The sequence below is a fragment of the Chryseobacterium vrystaatense genome, assembly GCF_000737765.1.
Taxonomy (GTDB): domain Bacteria; phylum Bacteroidota; class Bacteroidia; order Flavobacteriales; family Weeksellaceae; genus Chryseobacterium; species Chryseobacterium vrystaatense.
In genome coordinates this window covers 107,448-133,646 of sequence record NZ_JPRI01000010.1, presented here as the reverse complement: position 1 = coordinate 133,646, position 26,199 = coordinate 107,448, and the positions used below count along the sequence as shown (strand labels likewise).

26 protein-coding genes and 1 tRNA gene are annotated in these 26,199 nt (G+C 37.2%); 13 read left to right on the top strand and 14 right to left on the bottom strand.

The genetic code is table 11. The features are described from left to right. Positions 1 to 897 precede the first annotated feature (897 nt). The 4 genes from IW16_RS20785 to IW16_RS25855 all read left to right on the top strand — a co-directional run bounded on the left by IW16_RS20785 (position 898) and on the right by IW16_RS25855 (position 4,961). Positions 898 to 2,343, top strand: a complete 1,446-nt coding sequence (locus tag IW16_RS20785; protein ID WP_084694593.1) for a serine hydrolase — start codon at positions 898 to 900, stop codon at positions 2,341 to 2,343. 406 nt (positions 2,344 to 2,749) lie between these two features. After that, positions 2,750 to 2,914 carry a hypothetical protein gene (locus IW16_RS26745; RefSeq protein WP_165572011.1) on the top strand — a complete coding sequence of 55 codons (165 nt, stop codon included), beginning with the start codon at positions 2,750 to 2,752 and terminating at the stop codon, positions 2,912 to 2,914. 456 nt (positions 2,915 to 3,370) lie between these two features. Next, positions 3,371 to 4,099 carry a hypothetical protein gene (locus tag IW16_RS20780; RefSeq protein ID WP_034749163.1) on the top strand — a complete coding sequence of 243 codons (729 nt, stop codon included), beginning with the start codon at positions 3,371 to 3,373 and terminating at the stop codon, positions 4,097 to 4,099. A 133-nt stretch (positions 4,100 to 4,232) separates the two neighbouring features. Then, on the top strand, positions 4,233 to 4,961 hold the full coding sequence (locus IW16_RS25855; RefSeq protein ID WP_051890524.1) for a hypothetical protein: 729 nt from the start codon (positions 4,233 to 4,235) through the stop codon (positions 4,959 to 4,961). 131 nt (positions 4,962 to 5,092) lie between these two features. Here IW16_RS25855 and IW16_RS20770 read toward each other — a convergent pair. From IW16_RS20770 to thrA, 6 genes are all read right to left on the bottom strand, one after another. Next, positions 5,093 to 5,163: transfer RNA gene (locus tag IW16_RS20770), tRNA-Cys, on the bottom strand. A 169-nt stretch (positions 5,164 to 5,332) separates the two neighbouring features. After that, positions 5,333 to 6,697: a DUF4403 family protein gene (locus IW16_RS20765; RefSeq protein WP_034749161.1), complete on the bottom strand. Its 1,365-nt coding sequence runs from the start codon at positions 6,695 to 6,697 to the stop codon at positions 5,333 to 5,335. Positions 6,698 to 6,728: 31 nt separating this feature from the next. Next, positions 6,729 to 7,100, bottom strand: coding sequence for a dihydroneopterin aldolase (gene folB / locus IW16_RS20760; RefSeq protein WP_034749158.1), 372 nt, complete (start codon positions 7,098 to 7,100; stop codon positions 6,729 to 6,731). After that, a complete protein-coding gene (thrC, locus tag IW16_RS20755) occupies positions 7,097 to 8,410 on the bottom strand; it encodes a threonine synthase (RefSeq protein ID WP_034749723.1) in 1,314 nt (437 codons plus the stop codon). The genes folB and thrC overlap by 4 nt, the downstream gene beginning before the upstream one ends. A gap of 10 nt (positions 8,411 to 8,420) precedes the next feature. Continuing rightward, complete coding sequence (locus IW16_RS20750) at positions 8,421 to 9,362, bottom strand: homoserine kinase (protein WP_034749154.1); 942 nt, start codon at positions 9,360 to 9,362, stop codon at positions 8,421 to 8,423. A 10-nt stretch (positions 9,363 to 9,372) separates the two neighbouring features. Then, positions 9,373 to 11,823 carry a bifunctional aspartate kinase/homoserine dehydrogenase I gene (thrA, locus tag IW16_RS20745; RefSeq protein WP_034749152.1) on the bottom strand — a complete coding sequence of 817 codons (2,451 nt, stop codon included), beginning with the start codon at positions 11,821 to 11,823 and terminating at the stop codon, positions 9,373 to 9,375. Between the two features lie 333 nt (positions 11,824 to 12,156). Between thrA and IW16_RS20740 the strand changes: the two genes are divergently transcribed. From IW16_RS20740 to IW16_RS20725, 7 genes are all read left to right on the top strand, one after another. Continuing rightward, on the top strand, positions 12,157 to 12,354 hold the full coding sequence (locus tag IW16_RS20740; RefSeq protein WP_034749148.1) for a bacteriocin-like protein: 198 nt from the start codon (positions 12,157 to 12,159) through the stop codon (positions 12,352 to 12,354). Positions 12,355 to 12,620: 266 nt separating this feature from the next. Beyond that, on the top strand, positions 12,621 to 12,794 hold the full coding sequence (locus IW16_RS26740; protein WP_165572010.1) for a bacteriocin-like protein: 174 nt from the start codon (positions 12,621 to 12,623) through the stop codon (positions 12,792 to 12,794). Positions 12,795 to 12,838: 44 nt separating this feature from the next. Beyond that, positions 12,839 to 13,024 carry a bacteriocin-like protein gene (locus IW16_RS20735; protein WP_034749145.1) on the top strand — a complete coding sequence of 62 codons (186 nt, stop codon included), beginning with the start codon at positions 12,839 to 12,841 and terminating at the stop codon, positions 13,022 to 13,024. Positions 13,025 to 13,056: 32 nt separating this feature from the next. Next, the gene (locus tag IW16_RS26735) at positions 13,057 to 13,227 is read left to right on the top strand and encodes a bacteriocin-like protein (RefSeq protein WP_165572009.1); all 171 of its coding nucleotides are present in this window, start codon (positions 13,057 to 13,059) and stop codon (positions 13,225 to 13,227) included. A gap of 35 nt (positions 13,228 to 13,262) precedes the next feature. After that, the gene (locus tag IW16_RS20730; protein WP_034749143.1) at positions 13,263 to 13,463 is read left to right on the top strand and encodes a hypothetical protein; all 201 of its coding nucleotides are present in this window, start codon (positions 13,263 to 13,265) and stop codon (positions 13,461 to 13,463) included. Positions 13,464 to 13,682: 219 nt separating this feature from the next. After that, positions 13,683 to 13,853, top strand: a complete 171-nt coding sequence (locus IW16_RS26730) for a hypothetical protein (RefSeq protein ID WP_165572008.1) — start codon at positions 13,683 to 13,685, stop codon at positions 13,851 to 13,853. Positions 13,854 to 13,959: 106 nt separating this feature from the next. Next, entirely contained in the window at positions 13,960 to 14,154 is a 195-nt protein-coding gene (locus tag IW16_RS20725; protein WP_034749140.1) for a bacteriocin-like protein, read from the top strand. Positions 14,155 to 14,208: 54 nt separating this feature from the next. Here the strand turns inward: IW16_RS20725 and IW16_RS20720 are convergent, their stop codons facing one another. From IW16_RS20720 to IW16_RS20705, 4 genes are all read right to left on the bottom strand, one after another. Then, positions 14,209 to 14,712, bottom strand: a complete 504-nt coding sequence (locus IW16_RS20720; protein WP_034749138.1) for a hypothetical protein — start codon at positions 14,710 to 14,712, stop codon at positions 14,209 to 14,211. Next, positions 14,712 to 15,731 carry a quinolinate synthase NadA gene (nadA, locus tag IW16_RS20715; RefSeq protein ID WP_034749135.1) on the bottom strand — a complete coding sequence of 340 codons (1,020 nt, stop codon included), beginning with the start codon at positions 15,729 to 15,731 and terminating at the stop codon, positions 14,712 to 14,714. Before nadA ends, IW16_RS20720 begins: the two co-directional genes overlap by 1 nt. Before the next feature lie 119 nt (positions 15,732 to 15,850). After that, entirely contained in the window at positions 15,851 to 16,414 is a 564-nt protein-coding gene (gene gmk, locus IW16_RS20710; protein WP_034749132.1) for a guanylate kinase, read from the bottom strand. A 91-nt stretch (positions 16,415 to 16,505) separates the two neighbouring features. Then, positions 16,506 to 17,351 carry a YicC family protein gene (locus IW16_RS20705; protein WP_262485520.1) on the bottom strand — a complete coding sequence of 282 codons (846 nt, stop codon included), beginning with the start codon at positions 17,349 to 17,351 and terminating at the stop codon, positions 16,506 to 16,508. A 140-nt stretch (positions 17,352 to 17,491) separates the two neighbouring features. Between IW16_RS20705 and miaA the strand changes: the two genes are divergently transcribed. Then, a complete protein-coding gene (miaA, locus tag IW16_RS20700; RefSeq protein ID WP_034749127.1) occupies positions 17,492 to 18,412 on the top strand; it encodes a tRNA (adenosine(37)-N6)-dimethylallyltransferase MiaA in 921 nt (306 codons plus the stop codon). A gap of 137 nt (positions 18,413 to 18,549) precedes the next feature. Here miaA and IW16_RS20695 read toward each other — a convergent pair whose 3' ends face one another. The 4 genes from IW16_RS20695 to IW16_RS20680 form a co-directional block, all read right to left on the bottom strand. Beyond that, positions 18,550 to 19,962 (bottom strand): efflux transporter outer membrane subunit, encoded by a 1,413-nt coding sequence (locus IW16_RS20695; RefSeq protein ID WP_034749124.1) that lies wholly within the window; start codon positions 19,960 to 19,962, stop codon positions 18,550 to 18,552. Between the two features lie 151 nt (positions 19,963 to 20,113). Next, positions 20,114 to 23,296 (bottom strand): efflux RND transporter permease subunit, encoded by a 3,183-nt coding sequence (locus IW16_RS20690; protein WP_034749121.1) that lies wholly within the window; start codon positions 23,294 to 23,296, stop codon positions 20,114 to 20,116. 40 nt (positions 23,297 to 23,336) lie between these two features. Next, the gene (locus IW16_RS20685) at positions 23,337 to 24,497 is read right to left on the bottom strand and encodes an efflux RND transporter periplasmic adaptor subunit (RefSeq protein ID WP_034749118.1); all 1,161 of its coding nucleotides are present in this window, start codon (positions 24,495 to 24,497) and stop codon (positions 23,337 to 23,339) included. A 360-nt stretch (positions 24,498 to 24,857) separates the two neighbouring features. Next, on the bottom strand, positions 24,858 to 25,454 hold the full coding sequence (locus IW16_RS20680) for a TetR/AcrR family transcriptional regulator (protein WP_034723706.1): 597 nt from the start codon (positions 25,452 to 25,454) through the stop codon (positions 24,858 to 24,860). 155 nt (positions 25,455 to 25,609) lie between these two features. Here IW16_RS20680 and IW16_RS20675 point away from each other — a divergent pair, with 155 nt between their 5' ends. Beyond that, positions 25,610 to 26,164: a thioredoxin family protein gene (locus IW16_RS20675; protein ID WP_034749117.1), complete on the top strand. Its 555-nt coding sequence runs from the start codon at positions 25,610 to 25,612 to the stop codon at positions 26,162 to 26,164. The last annotated feature ends 35 nt before the right edge of the window (positions 26,165 to 26,199 follow it).

Sequence of the window (26,199 nt, the reverse complement as noted above, 5' to 3'; positions counted from 1 at the left end):
TGTTGATTATTTTTTTTAATTATCATATTTGAGATAAAATAAATCCATCTAAATTAAAATCTGGTGTATAAAATAAAGTTTACAATAACTTTTGTGTGGTAGGATTTGATATCACTTATCGAAAGTAGGTGTATTAATTCTAAATTTTGAAAATAGATTTTTTGGTAAAAAGTAGAGCAAAGAGTGCCTTTTATGACTGAACTCATAAAATTGTAAGATTAAAATATCCTAATTTTGGTATAGAATTAAAAGATAGATAACATTAATTATAAGTTACAAAAATTTTTTCATCATTTGTGTTTTTTTGAGGCCTCCAATAGGGGGCTTTTTTTGTTATGGCTAGTATGTCATAACACACCAGGTTGGTAAAAGTTAAATTTTTCAAGGAAGTCTCTTTTAAATGTCTAAAGTGTAATACACAGACGAGAGGAATGTGGGTAAAATATGACTTTAGTCATGTGTATATAGTGAATTATTGTATAATCACTGAATAAATAATTGATGTTTATTTTGTTTTGCCACTTTAAAAACCATGCGTTAACTTCCCATTCTACTGAGGATTTTAATTTTTGTATAAGGAATCCAATTTTATCTCCGGACCTTTTTTGTAAATGATCACTTTAAAATCAGCTGTAAGTATTTTTTATCAGTGAAAAGTTTTGGCACGATTTTTCAATATATCAAGCAACTCATGTTTAATTTGAGTTTTCATGGTTATTAGTTTTTATCCCCAGAGCAATCTGGGGATTTTTTTTGTTCTGTTTTTAATAACGAAATTCCATTATTGAAAATATATTTTAACAGAACATTTCTTTAATTCTAAAAGTATATCACTGAGATTAATGGTGTGTGTAATAGATTTTATTGTCAGTTGTTTTATATATATAAAATTAAGATATGAAAATTTACTTTTTACTAATGTCATTAATGGTCTCTTTATCATCTTTTGCTCAAAGTATAAATGCCGGTGTAGACGAAATTATCAACAGGGAAATGAAGATAAGACGAATTCCCGGATTACAAATTGCTGTCGTTCAAAACGGGAAAATTGTTTCAAACAAATCCTATGGACTTTCAAATGTGCAGGATCACATTCCTGTAAATAATACTACCGTTTTTCCCCTTAATTCAAATACAAAAATTTTTACAGGGGTTGCTGTAATGCAATTGGTGGAACAGGGGGAAATGAATTTAAATGCTCCGATCAGTACCTATTTAAATGATCTGCCGGCCGAATGGCAAAAAATAACGGTTGATCAGTTGTTAACTCATATTTCCGGATTACCGGATATTTTACAGCTTTTTGATCCTGTTACAGGGAATGTCGGACCGTTAAAAACGGAACATGTTATTTGGGAGAAATTGAAAACCATTCCTTTAGACTCTAAAACTGGAGAACAGTTCAGTTATAATCAAACCAATTATTATGTACTAGGTAAGATTATTGACAAGCTCACCCATCAGTCATTTGTGAATTTTTTTGAAGAGAAACAATTTAAAGTGGCCCATTTAAAGAATACTTTATTCGGAGATTCAAGAGATGTGATTCCTCATTATGCACCTTCTTACAGCTACAGAAGTTTTTTTGACGGGAAAAAAGTAAATGAGGATAGGCTGACAAATAATTATTATGAATTTCCGGATTTTAGCCGTACGTCAGGCGGTCTTAACAGTACTGCAGAGGATATTGGCAATTGGCTGATTGCCTTACAAAAAGGTAAAATTTTTCGTAATTCTTCCACTTTAGATCTGATGTGGTCACCAGGTACATTCAATAACGGGACACCTACTAACTGGGTGCGGGGCTGGGGAATAGCAAAACTTCGCAAGAGCCACAAAGCAATAGGAATGTCTGGAGGAAATAGATCTGCTGTGCTGGTATATCCGGATGATAATTTATCTGTAATTGTGTTAACAAATTTAGGGGGAAGCTCTCCGGAAGATTTTATTGAGGAAATTGCGGGATGTTATATTCCGGGAATTATAAAAGCGGATCCTTTGACTAATCTCAGAAAGAATCTGCAAAAAATTGGATACGGAAATGCAATAGATTTCGTTAAGAAAGAGAAAAAAGCAAATCCTGATTTTAATCCTCAGGAAGTTGAGCTTAATAACTGGGCTTATCGAATGATGACTACGAATCATAAGAAAGAGGCTCTAGAAATTTTTAAACTCAACGTGTATTTGTTTCCGGACAGCTGGAATGTTTATGACAGCTATGGCGAAGTACTGTTAAAAACAGGCGATAAAAATAAAGGGATTGAAATGTATAAAAAATCAATAGAATTAAATCCTGATAATGAAAATGGAAAGAAAATTTTAGATCAAATTAAAAATAATTGAAATTAAGAATATTTTCAAATGACTAATATCATGTTTTGTGAAAAATGATATTATTTCAATGTGATGCGAATAAAAAATCCGCGTCAATGCTTATCAATGAAGCAATAGAGAGGAATCATGAAATACTAGCATCAGAAAAAATATCGTGAGTGAAAAATTCTTTTTTTAAAAATATAATTTATTTTCAGACTTTTTACATTTTTGGTACGATTTTTCAATGTATCAAGCAACTCATGTTTAATTTGAGTTTTCATGGTTATTAGTTTTTATCCCCGGAGCAATCTGGGGATTTTTTTTGTAAGCGTTCGTGTTGTTATCATTTCTATCCGTTTTACCATCATCATATCTATTGTTCAATAAAAAAAGAAGTCTTTGAAATATACAAACTGACCCGGAAAACTGACTGATGGAAAGAATGATCCGGGAGATCAGGAGAAATCTTGTCAACGAAGAATTCTTTATCAGTGAAATTGCGGATAACTTAGGGATTAATGAACTTACTAATACGAAATGTTTTAATCCAGGAGCAGGCCTTATTCCAAATGGTTTCAGAGAAACGATTAATCATTAGACATAGAATGAAATATGCGTTGGAATAGCTCCTTGATCAGAATTTTATGTAGAATACCGGACTTTATGATCCAGGTCATAAGATATCGGCTGAATGTCCATTACTTTAGCCCTGTTTATTATTCAGTTCCAGTTTTTAGTACTTACAATTCTTCCCTCAATGGGAAGTTTTTTTTTGGCCTGGTAATAAAGATGAAATATTGAATAGTTAATGAATACTTATTGGTAATTGATTGCACTTAAAAAACAACCGTTTGATGGCTAAGGATTTAGATTAGGGTATAGATCGTTTTTTTTTATAAATAAATAAGTAAGATATTTATTGGGGTAAATTATTTTTATATATGATTTTGTCTTAATTTAATAGCATAATATACAAAATGACAGATACATAATAATTTTACTGTTTCAGAAAATAAACACACAAATAAAAAACAAACTTTTAATAAATAAATTTATGAAAAGAAATTTTTCGATTTTTTACATGTTTGCCTCTGTACTGAGCTTTGCTCAGGTTGGCATTAACACCTCGAATCCACAGACTGTATATCATGTGGATGGAGGAAAGGATAACCCTTTAACAGGAGTGCCTACGGCAGCACAACAGCTGAATGACTTTGTTGTTACTTCTGCTGGAAACGTAGGGATAGGGACTATAGTTCCGCAAAAAAAGCTGGATATTGATGCGAACAATGCCAGTCTAAGAATTAGAAATCTGCCTCAGCAACTTCCTGCCGACCATGACTTTCTTACAATCAATACAGCTAATGGCGATGTGGTGGCAACACGATATGTCTATACCGCTAATATTACTGTACAGCCTGGAGCCAATGGAACTCTTACGGTTCCTGCCAACGCAAGTATTCCGAACGGAATGCTGGTCGTTAAAACAAGTAATTCATGTGGAATAAATATGATTACCAATTTTATTTATTCAGATATTTCTCTTGGATATGCAACAGCAATTGCAGGTGATAAAGTGGGAGCTCCTGTGATTGCTCCTATACCTGGCAGTGGCGCAGGTTCAGGAATCTGGTCTGTAAAATTTCCAGGGACTGCAGCATGTACTACGGGAAATGAAACTCAATTCGATTATACTGTTTCAAAGCCTACAGCGAGCAGTTATTTGATTGTTAATAATGGAAATGTGGCACGAACCTATGTGCTGACAATGTTCCGTTTATAGGGTTTTGGTTTCAGCAGAACGCTCTTTCAAATATAGGTGTCTCAGTTGGGAAATATTTTGATAAGATTTTTTTCTGTTGCAATATATTGAATGAAATCAAAGGTTTCTGATTTTCACAAGAAAAAATAAAATTATGAAGAAATTATATATAATACTTTATATACTCATATCTTTTTGTAGTTATGCGCAAATAGGTATTGGCACGTCAAATCCGCAGGGAATACTTCATGTGGATGGCGCAAAAGATAATCTTGTTTCTGGAGTTCCTACATCAGGGCAGCAGATTAATGATTTTATCATTACAGCATCCGGAAATGTGGGGATTGGAAATACGGCACCACAAAGAAAACTGGATGCAGATGCGGGGGCTCAGAGTCTTCGTATTCAGAATTTGATCCGCCAGGTTCCTGCAGATCATGATATATTGATCAGAAGTGAGGCTAGTGGTGATGTAACAACAGCAAAATACAGTTACTCTATAAACAGTGCGAGTATAGCAGCTGGAGCAGCTGGCACTGTTACAATACCATCTACAATCAATATTCCTGCAGGGATGTTGATCGTTAGATCAGGGAATGCATGCGGAAGAACAATGATTTCTACATACATGTATTCTGATATGTCACTAGGGTATCTAAGTGCAGTTGCAAGAGATAAGGTAGGGGTTGTAACAAGTTCAGCCGGAGGGGCTGGAACTTCATCAGGCTGGGGTGTTAAATTTGCCAATGTACTAGGTTGTGCTGACGGAGGCGGAGCGACCCAGTTCGATTACACTATCGTTAAGACAGGCGGCTCTACATATACAATCACCAATAACGGAAATATAGCCAGAACATACACTTTAACGGTTTTCCGATTATAAAATTTCAGTATTTTCCTGAGAAATAGAAATTAATCCCGTTTAAACGGGATTTTTTTTATGGCTTAGATTGGAGTGGTTTTAAAGAAAAAACCTCTAAAAATCTATGATCAAGATAATTAGAGGTTTTTAAGAGGTACCTAGCGGATTCGAACCGCTGTAGATGGTGTTGCAGACCACTGCCTAGCCGCTCGGCCAAAGTACCATTTTTACCATTTTTGAGGTGTGCAAATATAGCAAAAATTATTAATGAACAAAAATTTTTAAATCATTTCTTTCGTTCCAATGCTGTTTATTTCTTCTTTTGATTGTCTTTCAGCAACATAGTTTTTGACTTTTATTACTCTTATATCACTCCGGCTGTCTTTATTAATTTAAATTCCGTTTAGAATTAGTTTTAAAGTTGCATTGGTTTCAATGACTGCCGTGATTCCTGATTCGTTTAAAAGAATGCTGCCTGGTTTTAGATTAAAGACCCTGCCGTTCATTTTTAAGCCTTTATAGTATTCCTTATTAAATGCTTCTTCGATACTTTTTTTGGAAGCCAGTTCAATGTCCTGCGTCGGGATTCCATATTCGTCTTCGATCATTTTAACGATTTTTCCTTTAAAAAGAAGGGTAGCTGTCTTCTGCAGAATATTAGCGGTCCTCAGATTGAATTTGGTATTGGAGAGTACGATTTTCCTTTTGGTTTCATCATATACAGGAATTCCGGAAATAAGGGCTTTTCCATTCACATAGCCTTCTGTTTCTGCTTCGATGATGACTCTTCCGTCGGCTCCGTAAACTCTGATGTCTTTGATCTTCACCTTAGAACCCCTGACGTCATATTCTTTATTCATAAACATGTTTCTGGCAATATTTGTTGCCTCAGAAAAAGGAACATTGGCAGTGGTCTGAAGAAGAAACTTGTCCGGTAAAACAGGAATAACGTTAAAGTTACCCGCTGACTTTACCATTGATGAAGCAGCAGGTTTTGTTCCTGTAAACGTTTCCGAAAAGATATCCATTCCGATGTTCGTAGTGATCTCATTTCCATAGAATTTCAGTGGAGTGATATTGACGCCAACCGGGCTGATTTTCAGCCATGTATTGTATTCTTCCGAAATATTAAATGGCTGTGAAAAAACATTCCATGCCATTACAGCATACTGCTGAAAGTTCAATTGGGTACCCATCTGCTGATCGATGGTTTTGGCAAACTTCCCTTGTTGCTCTTTCAGGCTTTTTTCTACCAGTGAAGTGATCGGAATCTGTATTTTTCCATAATCCAGAACAGGTTTGGTGACCCATCGGAAGCCATTGGGCTGAGTGTTGGTAGAAATTGTCCAGTTATTATTGAAGCTGATGGTAGTATTAAAGGACATCACCGTTTCAAAGGTAGTGTTCTGATAGGAATAGACGCCTAATGTGCCGATTCCTTTCTCTGCCCAAATTTTTAAAGGAACTTCAATCAGAATGTTTTGGCTGGTTCCGCCAACCAGTCTGATGGGGCGGGTTTTCCAAACTTTTACTTTAAACTGATCATTATTGTTATCCGTATATGAGTCGTCCTGAAATACCAGATCCTTCACTGAGGCATTAATCATTTTACTGATCTCAGAAAGAGGAATGGTAATCGGCATTGTAATGCTGGATTTAATCTTTGGGAAATTATAAACAGCAGATTGATTGTCAACAGCAGTCTGCCCGAAAACAATTGCAAAACTTAATAGAAATAATAATTTAATGGATTTCAACTTCTTTATGTTTTATGTGAGAATAAAAATTTTACAGATCACCGGGTTTGAAACTTCTTTCCAGCTCAATGCTTGCTCCTTTCATTTCACCCTGCATGGGAGGGGAGGTTTTTGTAATCTTTAATTTGATGTATGATATTTGAGGAAAATCTTCATGAATTTTCATTGTAATTCTTCCAGCCACATGTTCCAGTAATTTTGATTTGATGGCCATTTCCCGATGAATAATTCCATTGATGTCTGCATAGCTTATCGTATCATTGAGATCGTCTGTTTCTGCAGCTTTCCAAAGATCGGTATGTAATTCTGCGTTTAAAATATAGTAAGTTCCTATGATGTTTTCTTCCGGAAGCACACCGTGGTACGCATATATTTTTACATCTTCAAGAAAGATCTTGCTCATTGTCCGTGGTTTTTATTCAGCAAAAATCGTTTTAATTCTTCAAAATCTGCATTAATTTTTACAGTTTTTTTATCCTTTTTCATCAGGTCTTTTAACGCTTCAGGAATCTTTACAGAGATTTGGGTTGCTTTTTCTACCGTTTCCGGGAACTTTACCGGATGGGCTGTTCCAAGTATAAATCCTTTCTTGCCGGGATTTTCATTCAGGTATTTTTCAAGAGATGAGTAGGCTACCGCACTGTGAGGATCCAGGATGTATCCATATTTTTGATAAACCTCTTGTATCGTCAGTAACGTCGATTCATCATCAACAGTGTATGCTGAAATCATATTCTTCAGATCATTAAACTGTCGGTTGAAGAGCTCCAGAATTCTTGTGAAATTACTTGGATCTCCAACATCCATAGCATTGGACAACGTTGCGACAGCTTGCTTAGGCTGATATTGTTGGGTTTGTAAATAATCAGAAACCACATCATTTTTATTACAGGCAGCAACAAAATGTTCTACAGGAAGCCCCCTGAAATATGTGAGAAGTCCTGCGCAGATATTCCCGAAATTTCCACTTGGAACACAAATTACAGGATTGGTACTTTCATTTTGCTGCCATTGTTTTAAAGCTAATACATAATAAATCTGCTGAGGGAGCCAGCGTGCAATATTGATGGAATTGGCGGATGTTAAAAACAATTCAGAATTAATATTTTTATCCGAGAAAGCCTGTTTCACAAGATTCTGACAGTCATCAAAATTTCCATTAACCTCTAAAGCTGAAATATTTCCACCAAGAGCAGTAAGCTGTTTTTCCTGAACTTTGCTCACCTTGTTTCCTGGATATAAAATTACAACATCGATTCCCGGGACATTATAAAATCCATGAGCAACAGCTCCTCCTGTATCACCGGAGGTGGCCACAAGAACGGTTACTTTTTTAGTGTTGTCCTTTAAAAAATAAGAAAGACAGCGACTCATAAATCTCGCCCCTACATCTTTAAAAGCCAGCGTTGGTCCATGAAAGAGCTCTAAAATAGATATCTGCCCGTTAATTTTTCTCAGAGGTATATCAAAACTCACCGTTTCAGCAGCAATTTTCTTTAAGACCTCTGATGGAATTTCATCACCAATAAAATCTTTCATACATCTGAATGCAATCTCTTCGTTGCTGTATAGCTGTAGATTTTGGATAAACTCTTTATCCAATGGTGGAATATTTTCAGGGAAAAATAATCCTTTTTGATTGCCCTGGCTTTTTATTGAGGCTGTTTTGAAGTTAACGACTTCTTTGTTATCCTTTAAATTGTAATATTTCATTGTTTTTAATTTACTGGTTTTCATCATTTATCTCTTCAATAATCTCAATTCCTAAAGAATTTATTTTTGAGACATATACAAAACTTTCAATCTCAATTTCATCATAAACGGACTTCATCATCCGGGCGATATTTTCTGCTGTCTCTTTTTTTTCTGCCAGCATGAAAATAGAAGGTCCCGAACCTGAAATTCCACCGCCCAAAGCACCAGCTTCTAAGCTTTTCGATTTGATTTCGTGAAATTTTGGGATCAGAATGCTGCGTATAGGTTCTATAATCACATCATTTAAACTCCGTCCGATTAAAGGAATATCATTTTTGAGGATTCCTGCCACTAATCCGGCAATATTTCCCCATTGTTCTACGGCATCTTTAAGCAGAATATTTTTCTTTAAGATCTGCCGTGCATCAGAAGTTTTGACCTCTACCTGCGGATGTACAGCAACGACAAAAAGATCTGGTGTATTCAATGGAATGATATCAATAGGAGAGGTAGATTTTACCAATGTGATTCCACCGTAAATGCATGGGGCAATATTATCGGCATGACGAACACCGGAAGCAAGCTCTTCCCCAAACATGGCGAAATGAATCAACTCTTTATCAGATAAAATATTTCCTAATAATTTATTGGCTCCAAAGGCGGCTCCGGCGGCACTTGCCGCGCTGGAGCCGAGCCCGCTTCCCGGTTTTATATGTTTACGGATTGTCACTTCAAAACCTTTCTTCAGTCGAAGATGCTGCTGAATATTCTGAAGAACAACACCAGCTACATTTTTGGAAGGATCTTCAGGAAGTCCAAAATGATCTTCATGTCTGATAATGATCTCAGGGCTGTCCAGTAATTTCAGCTCCATTTCATCATAAGGCTCATGGATGGCCATGCCCAGAATATCAAATCCACAAACCATATTGGCAACGGTTGCAGGAACTTTTATTTTTATTTTTTTCATATAATTTATTTTAAATGGATCGGATAATATCAGCAAATACACCGCTGGCAGTTACTTCGGCTCCCGCACCAGCGCCTTTAATGACAAGAGGCTGTTCAGAATATCTTAAAGTTTTAAAAATGACAATATTATCTTTACCATAAAGATGATACAAATCGCTGTCCGGGGCAGCATGCTGCAGTCCGACCTTAGCTTTTCCATCTTTAAATTCAGCTGTGTATTTTAAGATTCTGCCTTCTTTTTGGGCATTATTCAGTAAACGTTTAAAGTAATCTTCATACTCAATAAGCTTTACATAGAAGTTTTCTACACTTCCTTCAAGACATTCTTGAGGCAGAAAACTTTCGTTTTCGATATCATCAAACTGAAGATGATATCCCGCCTCTCTGGCTAAAATTAAAATTTTACGTGCAACATCAGTTCCTGTAAGATCCAGACGTGGATCGGGTTCTGTATAACCTTCTTTTTGAGCTTGCGCTACCACTTCAGAAAATGTTCTGCTTCCGTCATAATTGTTAAAGACAAAATTTAATGTTCCGCTCAATACAGCCTGAATAGAAGTGATCTTATCTCCACTTTTCACCAGATCATTTATGGTTCCGATAACTGGAAGTCCTGCACCTACATTGGTTTCAAAGTAAAAATTGCAACGGTGGTTTCGGGCTGTATTTTTTAAAGTTTTATACTGTTCAAAATCTGAGGCTGCAGCGATTTTATTACATGCGACAATATTGATGCTTCTTTTTAATAAATTCTCATATACATCTGGCACCGCCGCACTGGCAGTCACATCGACAAATACTGAATTCCGAAGATTTCTTGAGATGATCTCTTCCGCAAATCCATGGATGGATGCATCGTCACTATTTTCACTCCAGTTGCTGAATTCATTTTCCGTAATTCCTTGATCTGAAAAAAGCATTTTCCGGCTGTTGGAAATGCCTGCAATTCGTAAGTTGATCAAATGATTGTTCATAAGGTACTCATTTTGTTCGTAGATCTGCTGAACCAGTTTTGAGCCTACATTTCCTGTTCCGCAGAGATAAAGGTGTACCTGCTTGACTTCAGATTCGAAAAATTCTTCGTGAAGAATATTCACCGCTTTTCTGGTGTCTTTTTCCAGGATCATAATGCTGATATTTCTTTCTGAAGATCCCTGAGCAATGGCTCTGATATTGATGCCGTTATTGCCCAGACATCCAAACATTTTGGCACTTATACCACTTCTGTTTTTCATGTTTTCCCCTACCAGCGCAATAATTGAAAGACCTGTTTCTATCTGTACAGGAGACATTCTCTGCAGTTCTATATCATCTGCGAAACATGTATTTACGGCATTCTCTGCATGAAAAATCTCTTTTTCATTTACGGCTATGGTAATCGAATGTTCAGACGACCCCTGAGTAATAAGAATAACATTTATTTTTTCAAAACTGAGACACTGAAATAGTTTTGCGGAAATTCCGGGAATTCCAACCATTCCACTACCTTCCAGAGTAAGAAGAGCAATATGGCTCATATTGGAAACTCCGGATGCAGACTGTTGCTCTTTACGTTCTGACCTAGGTAAAGTATGTGAAATCAAAGTTCCATATGCTTCCGGATCAAACGTATTTTTGATTCTGAGGTCGATATTTTTTGCCATTACAGGCTGTATGGATGGCGGATAGAGTACCTTAGCCCCGAAATGGGAAAGTTCCATAGCTTCATGATAAGATATTTCCTGAATGGGTTTAGCATTTGAAACCAGTCTTGGATCTGCGGTCATCATACCGTTTACATCGGTCCATATCTGAAGTTCGTGAGCGGAAAGCGCTGCAGCAATGATTGCTGCGGTATAATCAGAACCACCCCGTCCTAATGTTGTGGCATTTCCATGTTGATCCATGGCAATAAAGCCCGGAGCGACGATGATCTGATTTTTATGATCGGCTGCGAAATTTTTTAAGTGGTTTTCAGTAGTTTCAAAATCCACCTTTGCATGGGTGAAATTACTGTCTGTTTTGATCTGATCTGCAGAATTCATCCAAATACAATCCAGCCCTTCGTGCTGAAGCCGGGCCGCAATGATATTGGAAGAAAGAAATTCTCCGTATGATGTGATTCGGTCTCGGATTTTTTCTGTGAATTCACCTAAGACAAAGATTCCACTGTAAATATCTTCCAAGTCGTTAAAGTGTTTTTTAACGAAGCTGAGCCATGAACTTTGGGCTAAAACAGGAATAAGTTCTTTAACCAGTTCAAGATGTTTTTGTTCCAGATTTTTGATGACCGGGATATAATTTTCATCTTTAACAGAAGCATATTCAGCTGCTTTGATCAGGTTGTCTGTTACACTGTGCAGCGCTGAAACAACCACAATAATCCTGTTCTGTAAAGATTCTTTTTTAATAATATTTTCTGCCAGAAGGATATTCCGGACATTGGCGACAGATGTGCCACCGAATTTTAAGATTTTCATCCTATGTATATTTTAGGTTGGAGTATAATGAAGTAATTACTCTTTAAAAAAAAGAGTACGGGTGCAGGAAATGATATATGAAAATTTACCCCGCTAAGGGGTAGTTGTTGTAGTTGTGAATGTAGAAACAGAAGATCTTCCTGAAATAGAAAATTTCAGGGCAGAAATATCAGATATGTTTCTTAATAAACTCATTCTTATCGGACAAATGTACAAATTATTTTGAAACGACCAAGTTTTGACATAAGAAAATATATTTCCTTTTTAAGAGATATATTTGCTGTAATTGATTAAAAATGTTACATTTAGAATTCTAATTAAAAAAAATAAACCATGAAAAATTCAAAAAAATTAAACAGAGAAAATTTAAGAGCTATTATTGGAGGGGTAGGAGACAGTTGCAATGTTGATGGTGATTGTGGACCAAAAGGCTGCGCTGTATGTACGGATCTTAAAGGTCGTAAAGTGTGTCTTTATCTTTTCCCTTATGATCCTTCGATTCCAGGTAGTTGCATGGTTCTTGAGGGATAATAGTATTAAAATTAACGACTGTTAATCTTTTGTAAAAAAATCAAATTAAAAATTACTCAAGAAAAAAGAATGATCAAGACTGCCTGAAATGGCAGTCTTTTTTATGATAGGATCACGGTAATCATTCAAAATGGATCACTTACTTATTATTTGGCAACATCTGCTAATTCTGGTTTTGTTTTGAAAGATTTACAGTTCATATTTGTCTGGTATATCCATTGGGTGTGATAAATTATTTGAAGCCAATAATGTAAAAATCAAATATTATGAAAAATTTTAAAAAGCTATCGAGAAATGAATTGAAAACCGTAAGAGGAGCGGGTATAGACTGCGGTCCGTTTCCATGTGTATGTATCTACACCCATGAATGGTGTGAGTATTCGAAAAAATGTATTCCGAAGGGGATCTATTGTGGAAAAATTCCAACAGGAATTGAATAGCAACTGCGTTTTTCAAATAGATCATAAAAGTAAAAAAGATTAATATGAACAATATAAAGAAACTTTCAAGAGACGAATTGAAAACGGTAAAGGGAGCAGCCGGAATTGACGGTCCTGTTTATATTTATTGTGGAAAAAACCGCAAGTGGTGTGAAAAGGGAAAGATATGTATACCTGCTGCATCGAGGTGTGAAGACTTTGAAGTTAATCCCGATGGTGGTGGATGGTAAGACCTTAGAAAACACAACAAAATAAATTCAGAATGAGAAATTTAAAGAAACTTTCGAGAGAAGAAAAAAGCAAGATCAATGGTGGTTTTACCGAGTTTCAGATTGAAACATGTGGTGGAGCTGCCTATGTCTGTTTCCGTGGAGGTGGTGCATGGGGCTGTTGGAGAAAACCCGGTGGAATCTGTTACCCACCTATGGTGTAATTAGCTAAATCATATCAATCTCAAAACAAATTATTATGAAAAAATTATCAAAAGATCAATTGAAAAAGATTAACGGAGCAGCGTGTCCTGGTGGATGTCCGTACCCAGCAGGAACTACTTTTGGCCCTCCGGGATCAGGTGCGGCACGCAGCTGTCAGCAGTATAATGCTGTATCGGACTGCTGTAAGGGGCAGTATCTTGTGCAGGTGGGTTGTGTAGGTCCTATACTGACCTAATTCTGTCTGAAAGAGCAGAGATGGAATACGTTTGCTTCGGTTATTATTTATGGGATTTAAAAACAGAAGTAACGAAGGTAGGATTAATTATTTTTCTGACTTATACATCTCTTATCTCTGCTGTTTTACTTTTCTATCTTAATACATTGTCTTTCATGTATATAATATTTCAACATATGGGGATTAAATGCTATATTTATGAGATAAAATAAAATTAATATGAAAAGTTTAAAAAAGCTATCAAGAGAGCAAAAAAGTAAGATCAGCGGTGGGATTACCGATTTTCAGATTGAAACCTGCGGAGGTGCAGCCTTTGTCTGTTTCCGTGGAGGAGGTGCTTGGGGCTGCTGGAGAAAACCTGGCGGAATCTGCTATGCACCCATGCTGTAATTTTTTACAGATCAGGTTTGTATTTAGGAGCTGTTCTGAATTTTAGCTTTATATATTTCATAGGATAGGGATAAAAACCTATATTTATTAATCAAAAATAAATAATATGAAAAATCTGAAAAAGTTAAACAGAGGAAATCTGAAATCAATTAACGGTGGAAACGGATGTTTCGAAAACTGTCCTCCGGGTCCTTATGGACCGGGACCTGATTATCCAAGATCCTGTGATGATTTTCATGCCTTGCCGGAATGCTGTAAATTACGGGTTAGGGTAGATTATTATTGCGTAGGACCTATATAAAAAAGAAAGCACTGTGAAAACAGTGCTTTTATAATTTCCGATCTGATTTTGAAATTAATTCGCAGGGGTCAATTTTGTCTTTGGAATATAAAGCTTAGGACTTACATTCGGAAAAAATTTCCTTACAGATTCGATATCCTTTCCTGAGGTATCTATAAATTTCCAAAATTTCCCATTGTCTTTTGAAATAGCAATAAGATAGTAATCACCCAAAACATTTCCATTTGGAGTTTCCATTTCTATCTTTTGATGAACTACGGTCTGCAGTTCATTTTTAGTATGGATTATATCATCCGCCTCAGAAAAATCAACTTTTTTGAAAGTATATCCGGATTTGCTCATTTTGTTAACGGCATCCACTGATGTACTTATCATTTTCTTTTTGTCACCAAACATTTTTATAATACCATCATCAACGTAGTTACTGTAGGCATTATAATTTTTTTCCATAAAATAATTTCTCATTTCATTTGCCTGTTTGATTGCTGTTTCTTTATGATTTTGAGAAAAATAAAGATGGGCAGCAAACAGCAATGATAATAAAAATATTTTTTTCATTATTTGATAGACTTTGAAAGGTCCAGCATAGCCTCGATGGGTTTCAGTGCTCTTAAACGAAGCTCTTCGTCAATAAGGATTTCCGGAAGTTCATATTTCATGCACAGATAAAGTTTTTCCATGGTATTGCGTTTCATGTAAAAACATTCTGAACAATTACAGCTTTCGTCAAAAACCAGAGCAGGAATCAGTTCTTTATGCGGTGCCCGTTTTCTCATTTCGTGAAGAATTCCTTCTTCGGTAGCGATAATGAATTTCTGGCAGTCATCTTTTTCTACAAAATTCAACAGGGCAGAAGTGGAACCTATAAAATGAGCAAGCTTAAGAACAGCCTCTTCACTTTCAGGGTGTGCAATCATTTTTGCATCAGGATTGTCGGCAAGCTGCTGAGCAATTCTCTCCATAGAAAATGCTTCGTGTACAATACAGCTTCCGTCCCAAAGGATCATATCACGGCCTGTTTTTTTAGATAGATATCTTCCTAAATTTTTATCAGGAGCAAATATAATCGGTCTGTCGGTAGGTAAAGCTTCGATTACTGTTTCAGCATTGGAGCTGGTTACAATGATATCGCTTTCAGCTTTCGTTTCAGCATTACAGTTGATATACGTCGCAATTAATGCATTCGGATGCTGCTCCCGCATTTTTCTTAAGCCTTCTCCTGAACAGCCGTCTGCCAGAGAGCATCCTGCCATTGTATCGGGAAGAACTACTTTCTTAGTTGGATTCAGAATTTTAGCGGCTTCGGCCATAAAATGTACTCCACAGAATACAATCATGTCTGCATTGGTATCTTTGGCCTGTCTTGCCAATTGCAGAGAATCACCCAGGAAGTCTGCAATATCCTGAATTTCTCCCGGCTGGTAATAGTGGGCAAGAATCACAGCATTTTTTTCTTCTTTAAGTTTCAGAATAGCTTTCACTAATTCTTCTCCTTGAGGGATCGCTATATCTTTTATATCCAGAAATCCTCTTACAGGAATCGCGGATTTAGCTTTTTCTAATGTTTCGGTACTCATATCAACCTCAAATTTTTGTTCATCAGAAATTAGAAGTCAGAAATTAGAAGTTAGAATGCTGCAGTTTGAATTGTAATTATTTTCCAAACTTCCATCTTCGGGCTTCCATCTTCCATCTCTTAATTCCCAATAAAATTTTTTATTAAACTTTCTATTTCTTTTTTAGCTTCATCAAGATCGGTATTAATAACGATCCTGTCAAACTCTGTCGCAAAGGTCATTTCTTCTCCTGCCTTTGCTACACGGGTTTTGATGGTTTCTGCATCATCTGTGTTTCTGGAGATCAATCTTCGTTCCAATTCTTCTATGGAAGGCGGTTCAATGAAGATCGAAAGAGCTCTTTCTCCAAAATATTTTTTCAAAGAAATTCCTCCTTTTACATCTACATCAAAGATAACCACTTTTCCCTGACTCCAGATTTTTTCCACTTCAGATTTTAAAGTACCGTAATATTTGTCAGTATACACTTCTTCATATTCCACAAAGGCATCTTCGGCTATTTTCTGTCTGAATTCATCAGGACTTAAAAAATGATAATCCACGGCGTGGGCTTCACTTCCTCTTGGCTGTCTTGTCGTACATGAAATTGAGAATGCCAGTTCAGGAAATGTTTCCAGAGAATGCTTTACCAATGTAGTTTTTCCGCTTCCTGACGGTGCTGAAAATATGATTACTTTATCCATTTTTGTTTCGGGGTTCCGGTTGGTGAGTTTCGGGTGGTGATTCCGCCTAACTATCTACTCGAAATCATCCTCCGTAACTCTACCTCGTCACTTATAATACGTTTAATGTCTGTTCTTTAATTTTTTCCAAATCATCTTTCATCATGACTACCAGCTTCTGGATTTCTGCATGATTGGCTTTTGAACCTAAAGTATTAATCTCTCTTCCAATTTCCTGGGAAATAAAACCGAGTTTTTTTCCGTTGAAATCTTCATTATCCATTACTTCTTTGTAATATTTCAAATGCTGGGAAAGTCTTACTTTTTCTTCTGAAACGTCCAGTTTTTCTGTGAAATAAGCCATTTCCTGATAGAAACGTGTTTCGTCCACGTTTTCAAATTCTTTTAAAGTTTTCTGATAACGTTCTTTTACAGCAGCTATTCTTTCTTCTTCAAAAGGAATTACAGCCGAAAGATATTTATCAATATTCTGGACATTTCTTTCCAGTTCTTCGTGTAATATCTTACCTTCAGTTTTTCTGAATTCTCCGAAACGGTCTACAGCTGCGTGAACAATCTTTGCCAAAGCTTCCCATTCGCCTTCTGTAAGTTCGTCGGGTCTTGAAGTGATTGCATCAGGAAGCCTTACCGCCATTTTCAGGTATTCAAAGTCGGGACCGTCAGAGGCAATGTTGCGAAGTTCATTCATATAAGAATCAATTAGATTCCTGTTGATTTTCACATCATTGGATTCTTCCAGATTCTCCAGGTTGATGTAGCAGTCTACCTTTCCACGGATAATTCTGTCGTTAAGAATTTTTCTGATCTCGAATTCTTTCTCTTTATAACGTAAAGGAACTTTGATATTTAAATCAAAGCTTTTGCTGTTCAATGATTTAATATCTATTGAAATCTTTTTCCCTTCAAAAACACCTTCGGCTCTGCCGAATCCGGTCATTGATAAAATCATAGTTTTTTATTGTTGTACAAAGATAAACATTTAAATTAGCACTGTGAAATCGCAGTGATTTGTAAAATACAATCACCCATGAAGATTTAGATTCCCTATGACCATTAAAATAAATAAATAGCCTGCATATGAAAAATTTAATTTCTGTTGTAGGGCCTACTGGAATTGGCAAAACGAAACTGGCAATTGATCTGGCGAACCATTTCAGTACCGAAATTATTTCTTGTGATTCCCGTCAGTTTTTTAAAGAAATGAAGATAGGTACAGCATCTCCGTCACAGGAAGAACTGGCTTCAGCACCTCATCACTTTATTGGAAATCTTTCAGTTCAGGAATATTATTCTATCGGACAGTATGAGGAGGATGCTTTGAAAAAACTCAATGAACTTTTTGTGAATCATGATACCGTTATTTTGGTCGGAGGGAGTATGATGTATGAAAAAGCTGTTATTGAAGGTTTAAATGATCTGCCTGAAGCTGATGAAAATAATCAGAAAAAACTACAGGAGATTCTTGATACCGACGGAATTGAAAAACTTCAAAATCTTTTAAAAGAACTCGATCCCGAATATTTTAAGGTGGTTGATTTTCATAATCACCGAAGACTTTTACGCGCTATTGATGTGATCTGGCAGACCGGAAAAAAATATTCTGAGCAGATTGCGGTTTCTCAGGACTCCAGAGATTTCAATGTGATTCGTATTGGAATTGAAGCTCCAAGAGAAGATCTGTATGACAGGATCAACAGGAGAGTAGATATCATGATGGAGAAAGGACTTCTGGCAGAAGCAGAAGGTTTGGAAGAGTTTAAAGATCTTACAGCCTTGAAAACTGTTGGTTATGCAGAATTATTCAGGTACTTTGACGGAGAATGGGATCTTGATTTTGCTGTTTCTGAGATTAAGAAAAACAGCCGGAGATATGCGAAACGTCAGCTGACATGGTACAGGAAGGCTGATGATATTCACTATTTGTCATTAGGGTATTCACAAAAAGATTTTGAAGATTTGCTTCAATGGATTTCTAAGCAGTTTGAAAATAAATTTTGAACTGAATTCTAAATTTTGACGACAGGCTTAATATCTAAGATTGCGCGGCCAAATTTGTATGATTCTTTCCAAAGGTTACCAATAAAAAAGCGGTCCCTGAATTAGAGACCGCACTAAAAACAATATAATTAAATTTACTACTTCCAACCGCCACCAAGAGCTCTGTAAAGATCTACAATGCTGCTTAGTCTCTGTCTTTTTACAGACGCAAGATTCAGTTCAGCCTGCAGAGAATTTCCCTGAGCTGTAATCACTTCCAGGTAATTGGCCATGCCGCCTTTGTAAAGCATTTCTGCACTTTTTATTCCGTTTTTCAACGTGGTAACCTGTTCTGTCGCTTTTTGCTCCTGAACTTTTAAGCTTTCATTAGAAACCAAAGCATCGGAAACTTCACCCACTGCATTTAAAACAGACTGACGGAAAGCCAGAACGTTTTTTTCTCGCTGGATTTTAGCTACGTTAAGATCCGTTTTCAATTGTCTCTTCTGGAAAATAGGCTGCGTAATTCCGCCTAAAATAGACCCGAACAAAGAAGCCGGAATCTGAAACCAGTTGTCAATTTTAAATGAATTTACACCTCCGTTAGCTGTAATTTTCAAAGCAGGATACATATTAGCCTGCGCAATTCCTACCATCGAATTGGATTCCAATAGAACCAGTTCCTGCTGACGGACATCCGGACGACGGCTTACCATCGCTGCAGGAAGACCTGTTGAAATATTTTGTGGAAGGGAAGTGTCAGACATTTCAATCGTTCTGTTGACTTTATTTGGATTTTCACCCACAAGAATACTTAAAGCATTTTCCTGGATGGCAATATTTTGCTCCAACTGAGTAATCAGAAGTTCTGTAGATTGCTTCTGAGCTGTTGCCTGCTGAACACCTAAAGAAGTCGTATCTCCACTCTGCCACATTTTTTCAGTAATGGAAAGCGTATTGGTGCTTAATTCCAGATTTGATTTTGCGATCTGAATCTGCTTGTCAAGCATTAATAAATTATAATATCCCTGGGCAATCGCTGCAACAACCTGAGTCTGTACCGCTTTTGTTGCTTCATAAGTCTGCAGATACTGCATTCTTGAAACTTCCTGTTGATTTTTGATTTTTCCCCAGATGTCAGCTTCCCATGAAAGGTTGAATGCTGCATTATAATCTTCAACATGGTTCTGGCCTAAAAATGAATTTAAACTTTTCCCGTTCATGCTGTTTTCTGAAGGTTTTGAAATTTGTGCCGAAACAGTAAAACCTACATCAGGATACTGAAGATATTTTGCCTGTTTCAGTTTCTCCTGTGAAGAAGCTACCTGTTTTAAAGCAATCTGAAGATCATAGTTATTTTTAATTCCTTTTTCAATCAAATCCTGTAAAATAGGATCACTGAAAAACTGTTTCCATTCCAGATTGGCAATACTCGCTGTATCAGCAGTAGCCGTGTACTGGAACTTTTCCGGAAGCTGGAGGTCAGGTTCGGTAAATGCCAGTTTGGACACACACGAAACCGCGCCTAAAGCCAATATAAGTGTTAGAATAAAATTCTTAATTCTTTTCATAGTTTTAAATAGACTTTAAATTGATACAAAACTTTGAGAGGTTTTTGGTAAAGCAAAGAGGTCTTTAGTAGGAGAATACTTTGCTTTTTTATAATGTTAGTTTGAATAGTTGCTTCTCTATGGGTCTCAAAGTTTTGTATATCAATATATATTAATGAGCTGTGGTTAGAAGTTCTTCTTCCAATTTCTGTCTTTGAAGTCTTTTATTTTTTCTGCTCGGCATTTTTTCATGCAGATACTGGAAAATCACATACATTACCGGGATGATGAAAATCCCGAATATTACTCCTGTAAGCATTCCTCCTACTGTACTGTATCCGATAGAATGGTTACCTTTTGCTGAAGCTCCCTGCGTCCACACCAATGGAAGCATTCCCACGATAAAGGCAAAAGAAGTCATCAGGATCGGTCTTAAACGTAATCTTGAAGCCTGCAGCGCAGATTCGATCAGGCTTTTGCCTGCTTTTCTTCTCTGGACAGCAAATTCTACAATCAGGATCGCATTTTTAGCCAATAGCCCGACGAGCATTATGAGTCCGACCTGAACGTAAATGTTATTATCAATTCCGGCTAATCCTGTGAAAGCGAACACTCCGAATATCCCTGTAGGAATCGTCAGAATAATGGCAAACGGAAGGATATAACTTTCATACTGAGCTGCTAACAAGAAGTACACAAACAGGATGCTTAAAAGGAAAACAAATACTGTTTGACCACCTGTTTTTATCTCTTCACGTGTGATTCCTGTCCATTCGTAGCCATAACCTCTAGGAAGTGACTGTTTCGCAACTTCTTCTACTGCTTTGATGGCATCTCCGGTACTGTATCCGGGTTTTGGAGTTCCGTTGATCGTTACCGCGTTGAACAGGTTGTTTCTTGTTACCGTTTCAGGTCCGAACGTTCTCTTTAAAGTTACCAGTGTTTTCGCCGGAACCATTTCTCCAGATTTATTCTTTACATAAATCCCTTCCAAAGAATTGATATCTGTACGGTAAGGAATATCTGCCTGAGCCATTACTCTGTAATATTTTCCGAATCTGTTGAAATCTGAAACGAAACTACTTCCGTAGTAGATCTGCATTGTCTGCATAAGTTCTGTAATAGAAACCCCTAATTGATTGGCTTTGTCAGCATCTACATCAATAGTATACTGAGGGTTTCCTGCTGCATACGTTGTGAAGGCAAAGGCGATCTCCGGACGTTTCATAAGTTCCCCAATGAAAGCCTGTGTTGTTGTTCCTAACTGTTCAAAAGAACTGTTTGTTTTATCCTGAAGCATAAACTCAAAACCGGAAACGTTACCAAATCCCTGTACTGTTGGGAAATTGAAGAAGAACGCGTTTGCGTCTTTCACCTGGCTTACTTTTCCTGTCAGAGCAGCTGCGATCTGATCCGGATCTTTCATTTCGCCACGTTGATCATAATCTTTAAGTTTAATGAAACCTGCAGAATAAGGAGAAGCATTGGCATTACTGATAAAGTTCATTCCGTCCGCTACCCAAAGGTGGTTTGTGGCTTTTTCACCGTTGATGATTTTGTCAATCTGTGCTGTAGCTCTGTGGGTTCTTTCCAGTGAACTTCCCGGAGGGGTGTTAACTGCATAAAGAACGAATCCCTGATCTTCAGTAGGAATAAATCCTGACGGAGCTTTTTTAATTAAGAAAACACTTGCAGCGGTAATGACCACTAATCCTCCTATCGCAACCCATTTATTTTTAATCAAAAATTTAAGGCTGTAGATATATTTTCGGGTCATATTATTAAAGGCCACATTGAAGGCGTTGAAGAATCTTGCTCCAAAACCTGTTTTATGACCGTGTTCTCCATGCTCTCCCTGAGGATCGTTTAAGAACATCGCACATAAAGCCGGGCTTAATGTTAAGGCGTTCACCGCAGAAATCAGGATGGCAATGACCAGGGTAAAAGCAAACTGTCTGTAGAAAACCCCTGCAGGACCCTGCATGAAGCCTACCGGAATAAATACGGCACACATCACCAGAGTAATGGAAATAATAGCCCCGGAAATTTCACTCATAGAGTTCGTTGTTGCCTGATCTACAGGCATTCCTGTATGTTCCATTTTGGAATGGACGGCTTCCACCACAACGATGGCATCATCCACAACAATACCGATGGCGAGCACCAATGCAAACAGGGTAAGCATGTTGATGCTGAAACCAAACAGCTGCAGGAAGAAGAATGTTCCGATAATCGCAACCGGTACCGCAATAGCGGGAATCAATGTAGATCTGAAATCCTGAAGGAAAATATATACTACTATAAATACCAGAATAAATGCAATGACCAAAGTTTCAACAACCTGGTGGATAGAAGCATCTAAGAAATCCTTAGAATTGTACATGATGATCGGCTCAACCCCTTTTGGAAGGGTCGTTTTCATCTGATCAACCTGTTTTTCAATTTCAGTTAAAATTTCATTCGCGTTTGAACCCGCAGTCTGCAGAATAGCAAATCCGGCAACCGGTTTTCCGTCTACTCTGTTGGTCGCAGTATAGGTATAAGAACCGAATTCTACTCTTGCTACATCTTTTAATCTTAAGAATGATCCGTCATTGTTCGCTTTAATGGCGATATTTTCGTAATCTTCATTCTTGCTGAGTTTTCCTTTGTATTTAAGGATATACTCGTAAGTTTCCTTACTTCCCTGACCCAAACGTCCCGGAGCAGCTTCAAGGTTGTGATCTTTAACTGCCGCAAGTACTTCCTGTGGAGAAAGATTGTTAGCCGCGAGCCTGTCCGGTTTCAGCCAGAGTCTCATGGAATAATCTCTCGTTCCGAAAACCTGAGCCTGTGCTACTCCCGGAATACGCTGTATCTGTGGAATTACGTTGATTTTAAGATAATTCTGTAAGAAAAGTTCATCATATTGTTTTGGATCATTACTGCTAAGTCCCATAAACATAATCATACTGTTCTGAACCTTCTGTGTGGAAATCCCCGCCTGTACCACTTCCTGAGGAAGCTGGCTCATAGCTTTCGATACCCTGTTCTGTACGTTTACTGCAGCGTTATCGGCATCAGCTCCCTGTTTGAAATAAACACTCAGGGTCATGGTACCATCATTACTGGAATTGGAGGTCATATACGTCATGTTCTCCACTCCGTTCACTGCTTCTTCAATAGGGGTGGCTACCGAACGGGCAACTACCTCAGCATTAGCTCCAGGATAGAAAGCCGTTACCTGAACGCTCGGTGGAGCAATATCGGGAAAGAGGGCAATCGGTAAATTAAAGAGGGACAAAGCCCCCAGTAATAAAAGTATTATGGAGATGACCGTTGAAAGTACCGGTCTTTCTATAAATTGTTTTAACATAAGAAGTTTATTTTTTTAAGTCTTCTGTATTCGGAATAGATTACAAAGGTCTGGCTCTCAGTAAGCTGTCAGCAGAGATTGCTTTCGGTTTTACAGAAGCACCATCCTTTAAAGCACCGATTCCGGTGTACACGATTTTTTCTCCCGGAGCAACTCCTTCAGAAATAAAGTAGTAGTTTTCTGTTTTTCCGGAGATTTTGATCGGCTTGCTGGTTACTTTGTTGTCTTTACCTAAGATATATACATAGGTTTTGTCCTGAATTTCAAAAGTAGATTCCTGTGGAATGATCAGGGCATTGGAAAGCATCTGAGGCATACGTACTCTTCCTGTATTTCCGGTTCTTAAAGATCCCTGTGCATTAGGGAAAACGGCACGAACACTAATAGCTCCTGTAGTTTTGTCAAACTGACCGTCTACAATGCTCATTTTTCCTTTTTGAGGATAAATGCTGTTATCTGCGATCACCAGGTCTACCATTGGCATATTCTTCAGCTTTTCATCTAAAGTAGCTCCCGGATATTTATTCTGAAACGCGATAAAATCCAATTCGCTTAAAGAGAAGTAAGCATAAATTTCGCTAATATCCGATAGTAATGTCAATGGATTAGCATCAGTTCTTGAGATAAGGCTTCCTTTTTTGTATGGAATTCTTCCGATGTATCCGCTTACCGGTGCTGTGATCGTTGTAAATCCTACATTGATTCTTGCATTTCCTACTGATGCTCTGGCTTGTGATGAAGCAGCGACAGCAGCTGCATAATTGGCTTTTGCTGTTTTAAGCTGTACATCGGAAACTACTTTGGCAGCTACTAAAGGCTGAAGTCTGTCAACTTCCACTTTAGCTTTCTCGATATTGGCATTGGCAGCCTGTAGATTGGCCTGCGCCATATTCACCTGCTCGCCATACGCTCTTGAATCTATTTTAAATAACGGCTGTCCGGCTCTTACGTAAGAACCTTCCTCCACATAGATTCTGTCCAGGTATCCATCTACCTGAGATCTGATCTCTACATTGTTTTTACCTTCCAGTGCGGTAGGGAATTCCTGATATGTTGTCGCTGGAGATGTGATCACGGTGTAAACCGGAAGTTCCGGAGCAGGCGGTGCTGCATTGGAACCTTCTGCTGCTTGGGTACAGTTCTGCAAAAGGATAATACTTGATATAAGTACGATAAACCTTATTTTTCCAGGTATTTTCATTGTGGGTTTAATTTTTTTAATGAAGTGTTAGATTTAAGTAATAGTGTTCTTTTAAATTAATTCTGATATATTTCCTAACAGTGTTAATATTGAGTTCAAAAAAAATTACAGAATTTTTAATAAAGGAGTCAGGTCATTATTTTCATAAGTGCTGTCTGTTTTTTTAATGTTGAAGTTTGTATATAATGAGGTGTATTAATTGAGTGTTAATTTATCTAACACTGTTAAGTGAAGAGAAAAAACTGTTCTGAAATTTTGAATAGTAGTTTTCATGTTATTTTTTTAGTTTTTTAACTGAATAATTTATTGATATCCGATGTTATATTTCCTAACGGTGTTAATTTTTAGTTCAAAAAAAATTTACAAAGACTTAACGAAAGCTGAAACCGTTTCGTCTAAAGTCGTTTTATTCATTGTAGAAGGAATATCTGTATTTCTCATCATCATAATAGAAATCAAACCGTGAACCGCTGAAAATAATGCGTGTGACATATGACAGGCGTTGTCCGGATTCGATCCGTTCTTCTTAATGATGTTGAAGGTACACTCATAGATCAGGTCCTGGAATGATGAAAATTCTTCTTTCATCTGGCCCTTACCACTGCACTGCATCCCCAAACCGAACATCAGCTGATAGTATTCTTTATTTTTAAAAGCGAAATCCCAGTAGGCATCTACTATAGCAGTAAGCTGCTCTTCCGGAGTTTCAAATTTCTGCTGAGCTTTTAACAGCTCTATATGAAGACAGTGAAAACCATTAATAGAAATTTCATACAAAATGGCTTCTTTGTTTTCAAAATAATCATAGACTACAGGAGCACTGTACTCAATGGCATCTGCGATTTTACGCATTGACAGTGAAGCCCAACCCTCTGTTTTAGCCAAACCGAAAGCCGCCTGCAAAATATTTGCACGGATGGATTCTTTCTCTCTTTGGCGACGTTCATGTAAGCCCATGATTTTTATTTACTAACAGTGTTAGCAAAACTACAAACTTTTAAGTATATCTTCCAAATAATATTTGATAATTAACATTTAACGCAAGTTTATAAATTACTGAATTGGCTTATATTAAAAGAAACTTTATATTTGCGATAAAGAAAATAAAGGATATGAATACTCCCTCAAATATGCTGGCTCTAGGAACAAAAGCTCCGTTTTTCGAGCTTCCGAACCCTTCAAAAACCAATGAAATCCAATCTCTGGAAGAACTGAAAGGTGAGAAAGGAACACTGGTGATCTTTATGTGCAATCATTGCCCGTTCGTTCTTCATGTGATCGACAAGATCAACGAACTGTATGAAGACTATAATGAAAAAGGGATTGAATTCATTGCAATCAATGCCAATAATGTAGAAAAATATCCGGCTGATTCACCGGAAAAAATGATAGAATTCCAGATCGAAAGAAATTTTGATTTCCCTTATCTGTATGACGAAAGCCAGGCTGTTGCTAAAGCATACGATGCAGCATGCACACCAGACTTCTATTTCTTTGATGATAAATTAGACCTGATCTACAGAGGACAGATGGATGATTCAAGACCCGGAAACAATAAAGATGTAACCGGAGAAGATCTGATTATCGCTTTTGAAAACCTTTTACTGGATGAACCACAGGAAGAGATTCAGAAACCAAGTATGGGATGCAACATCAAGTGGAAATAATAAGAAGAAGGGTTGAAAATTTTTAACCGTCATAT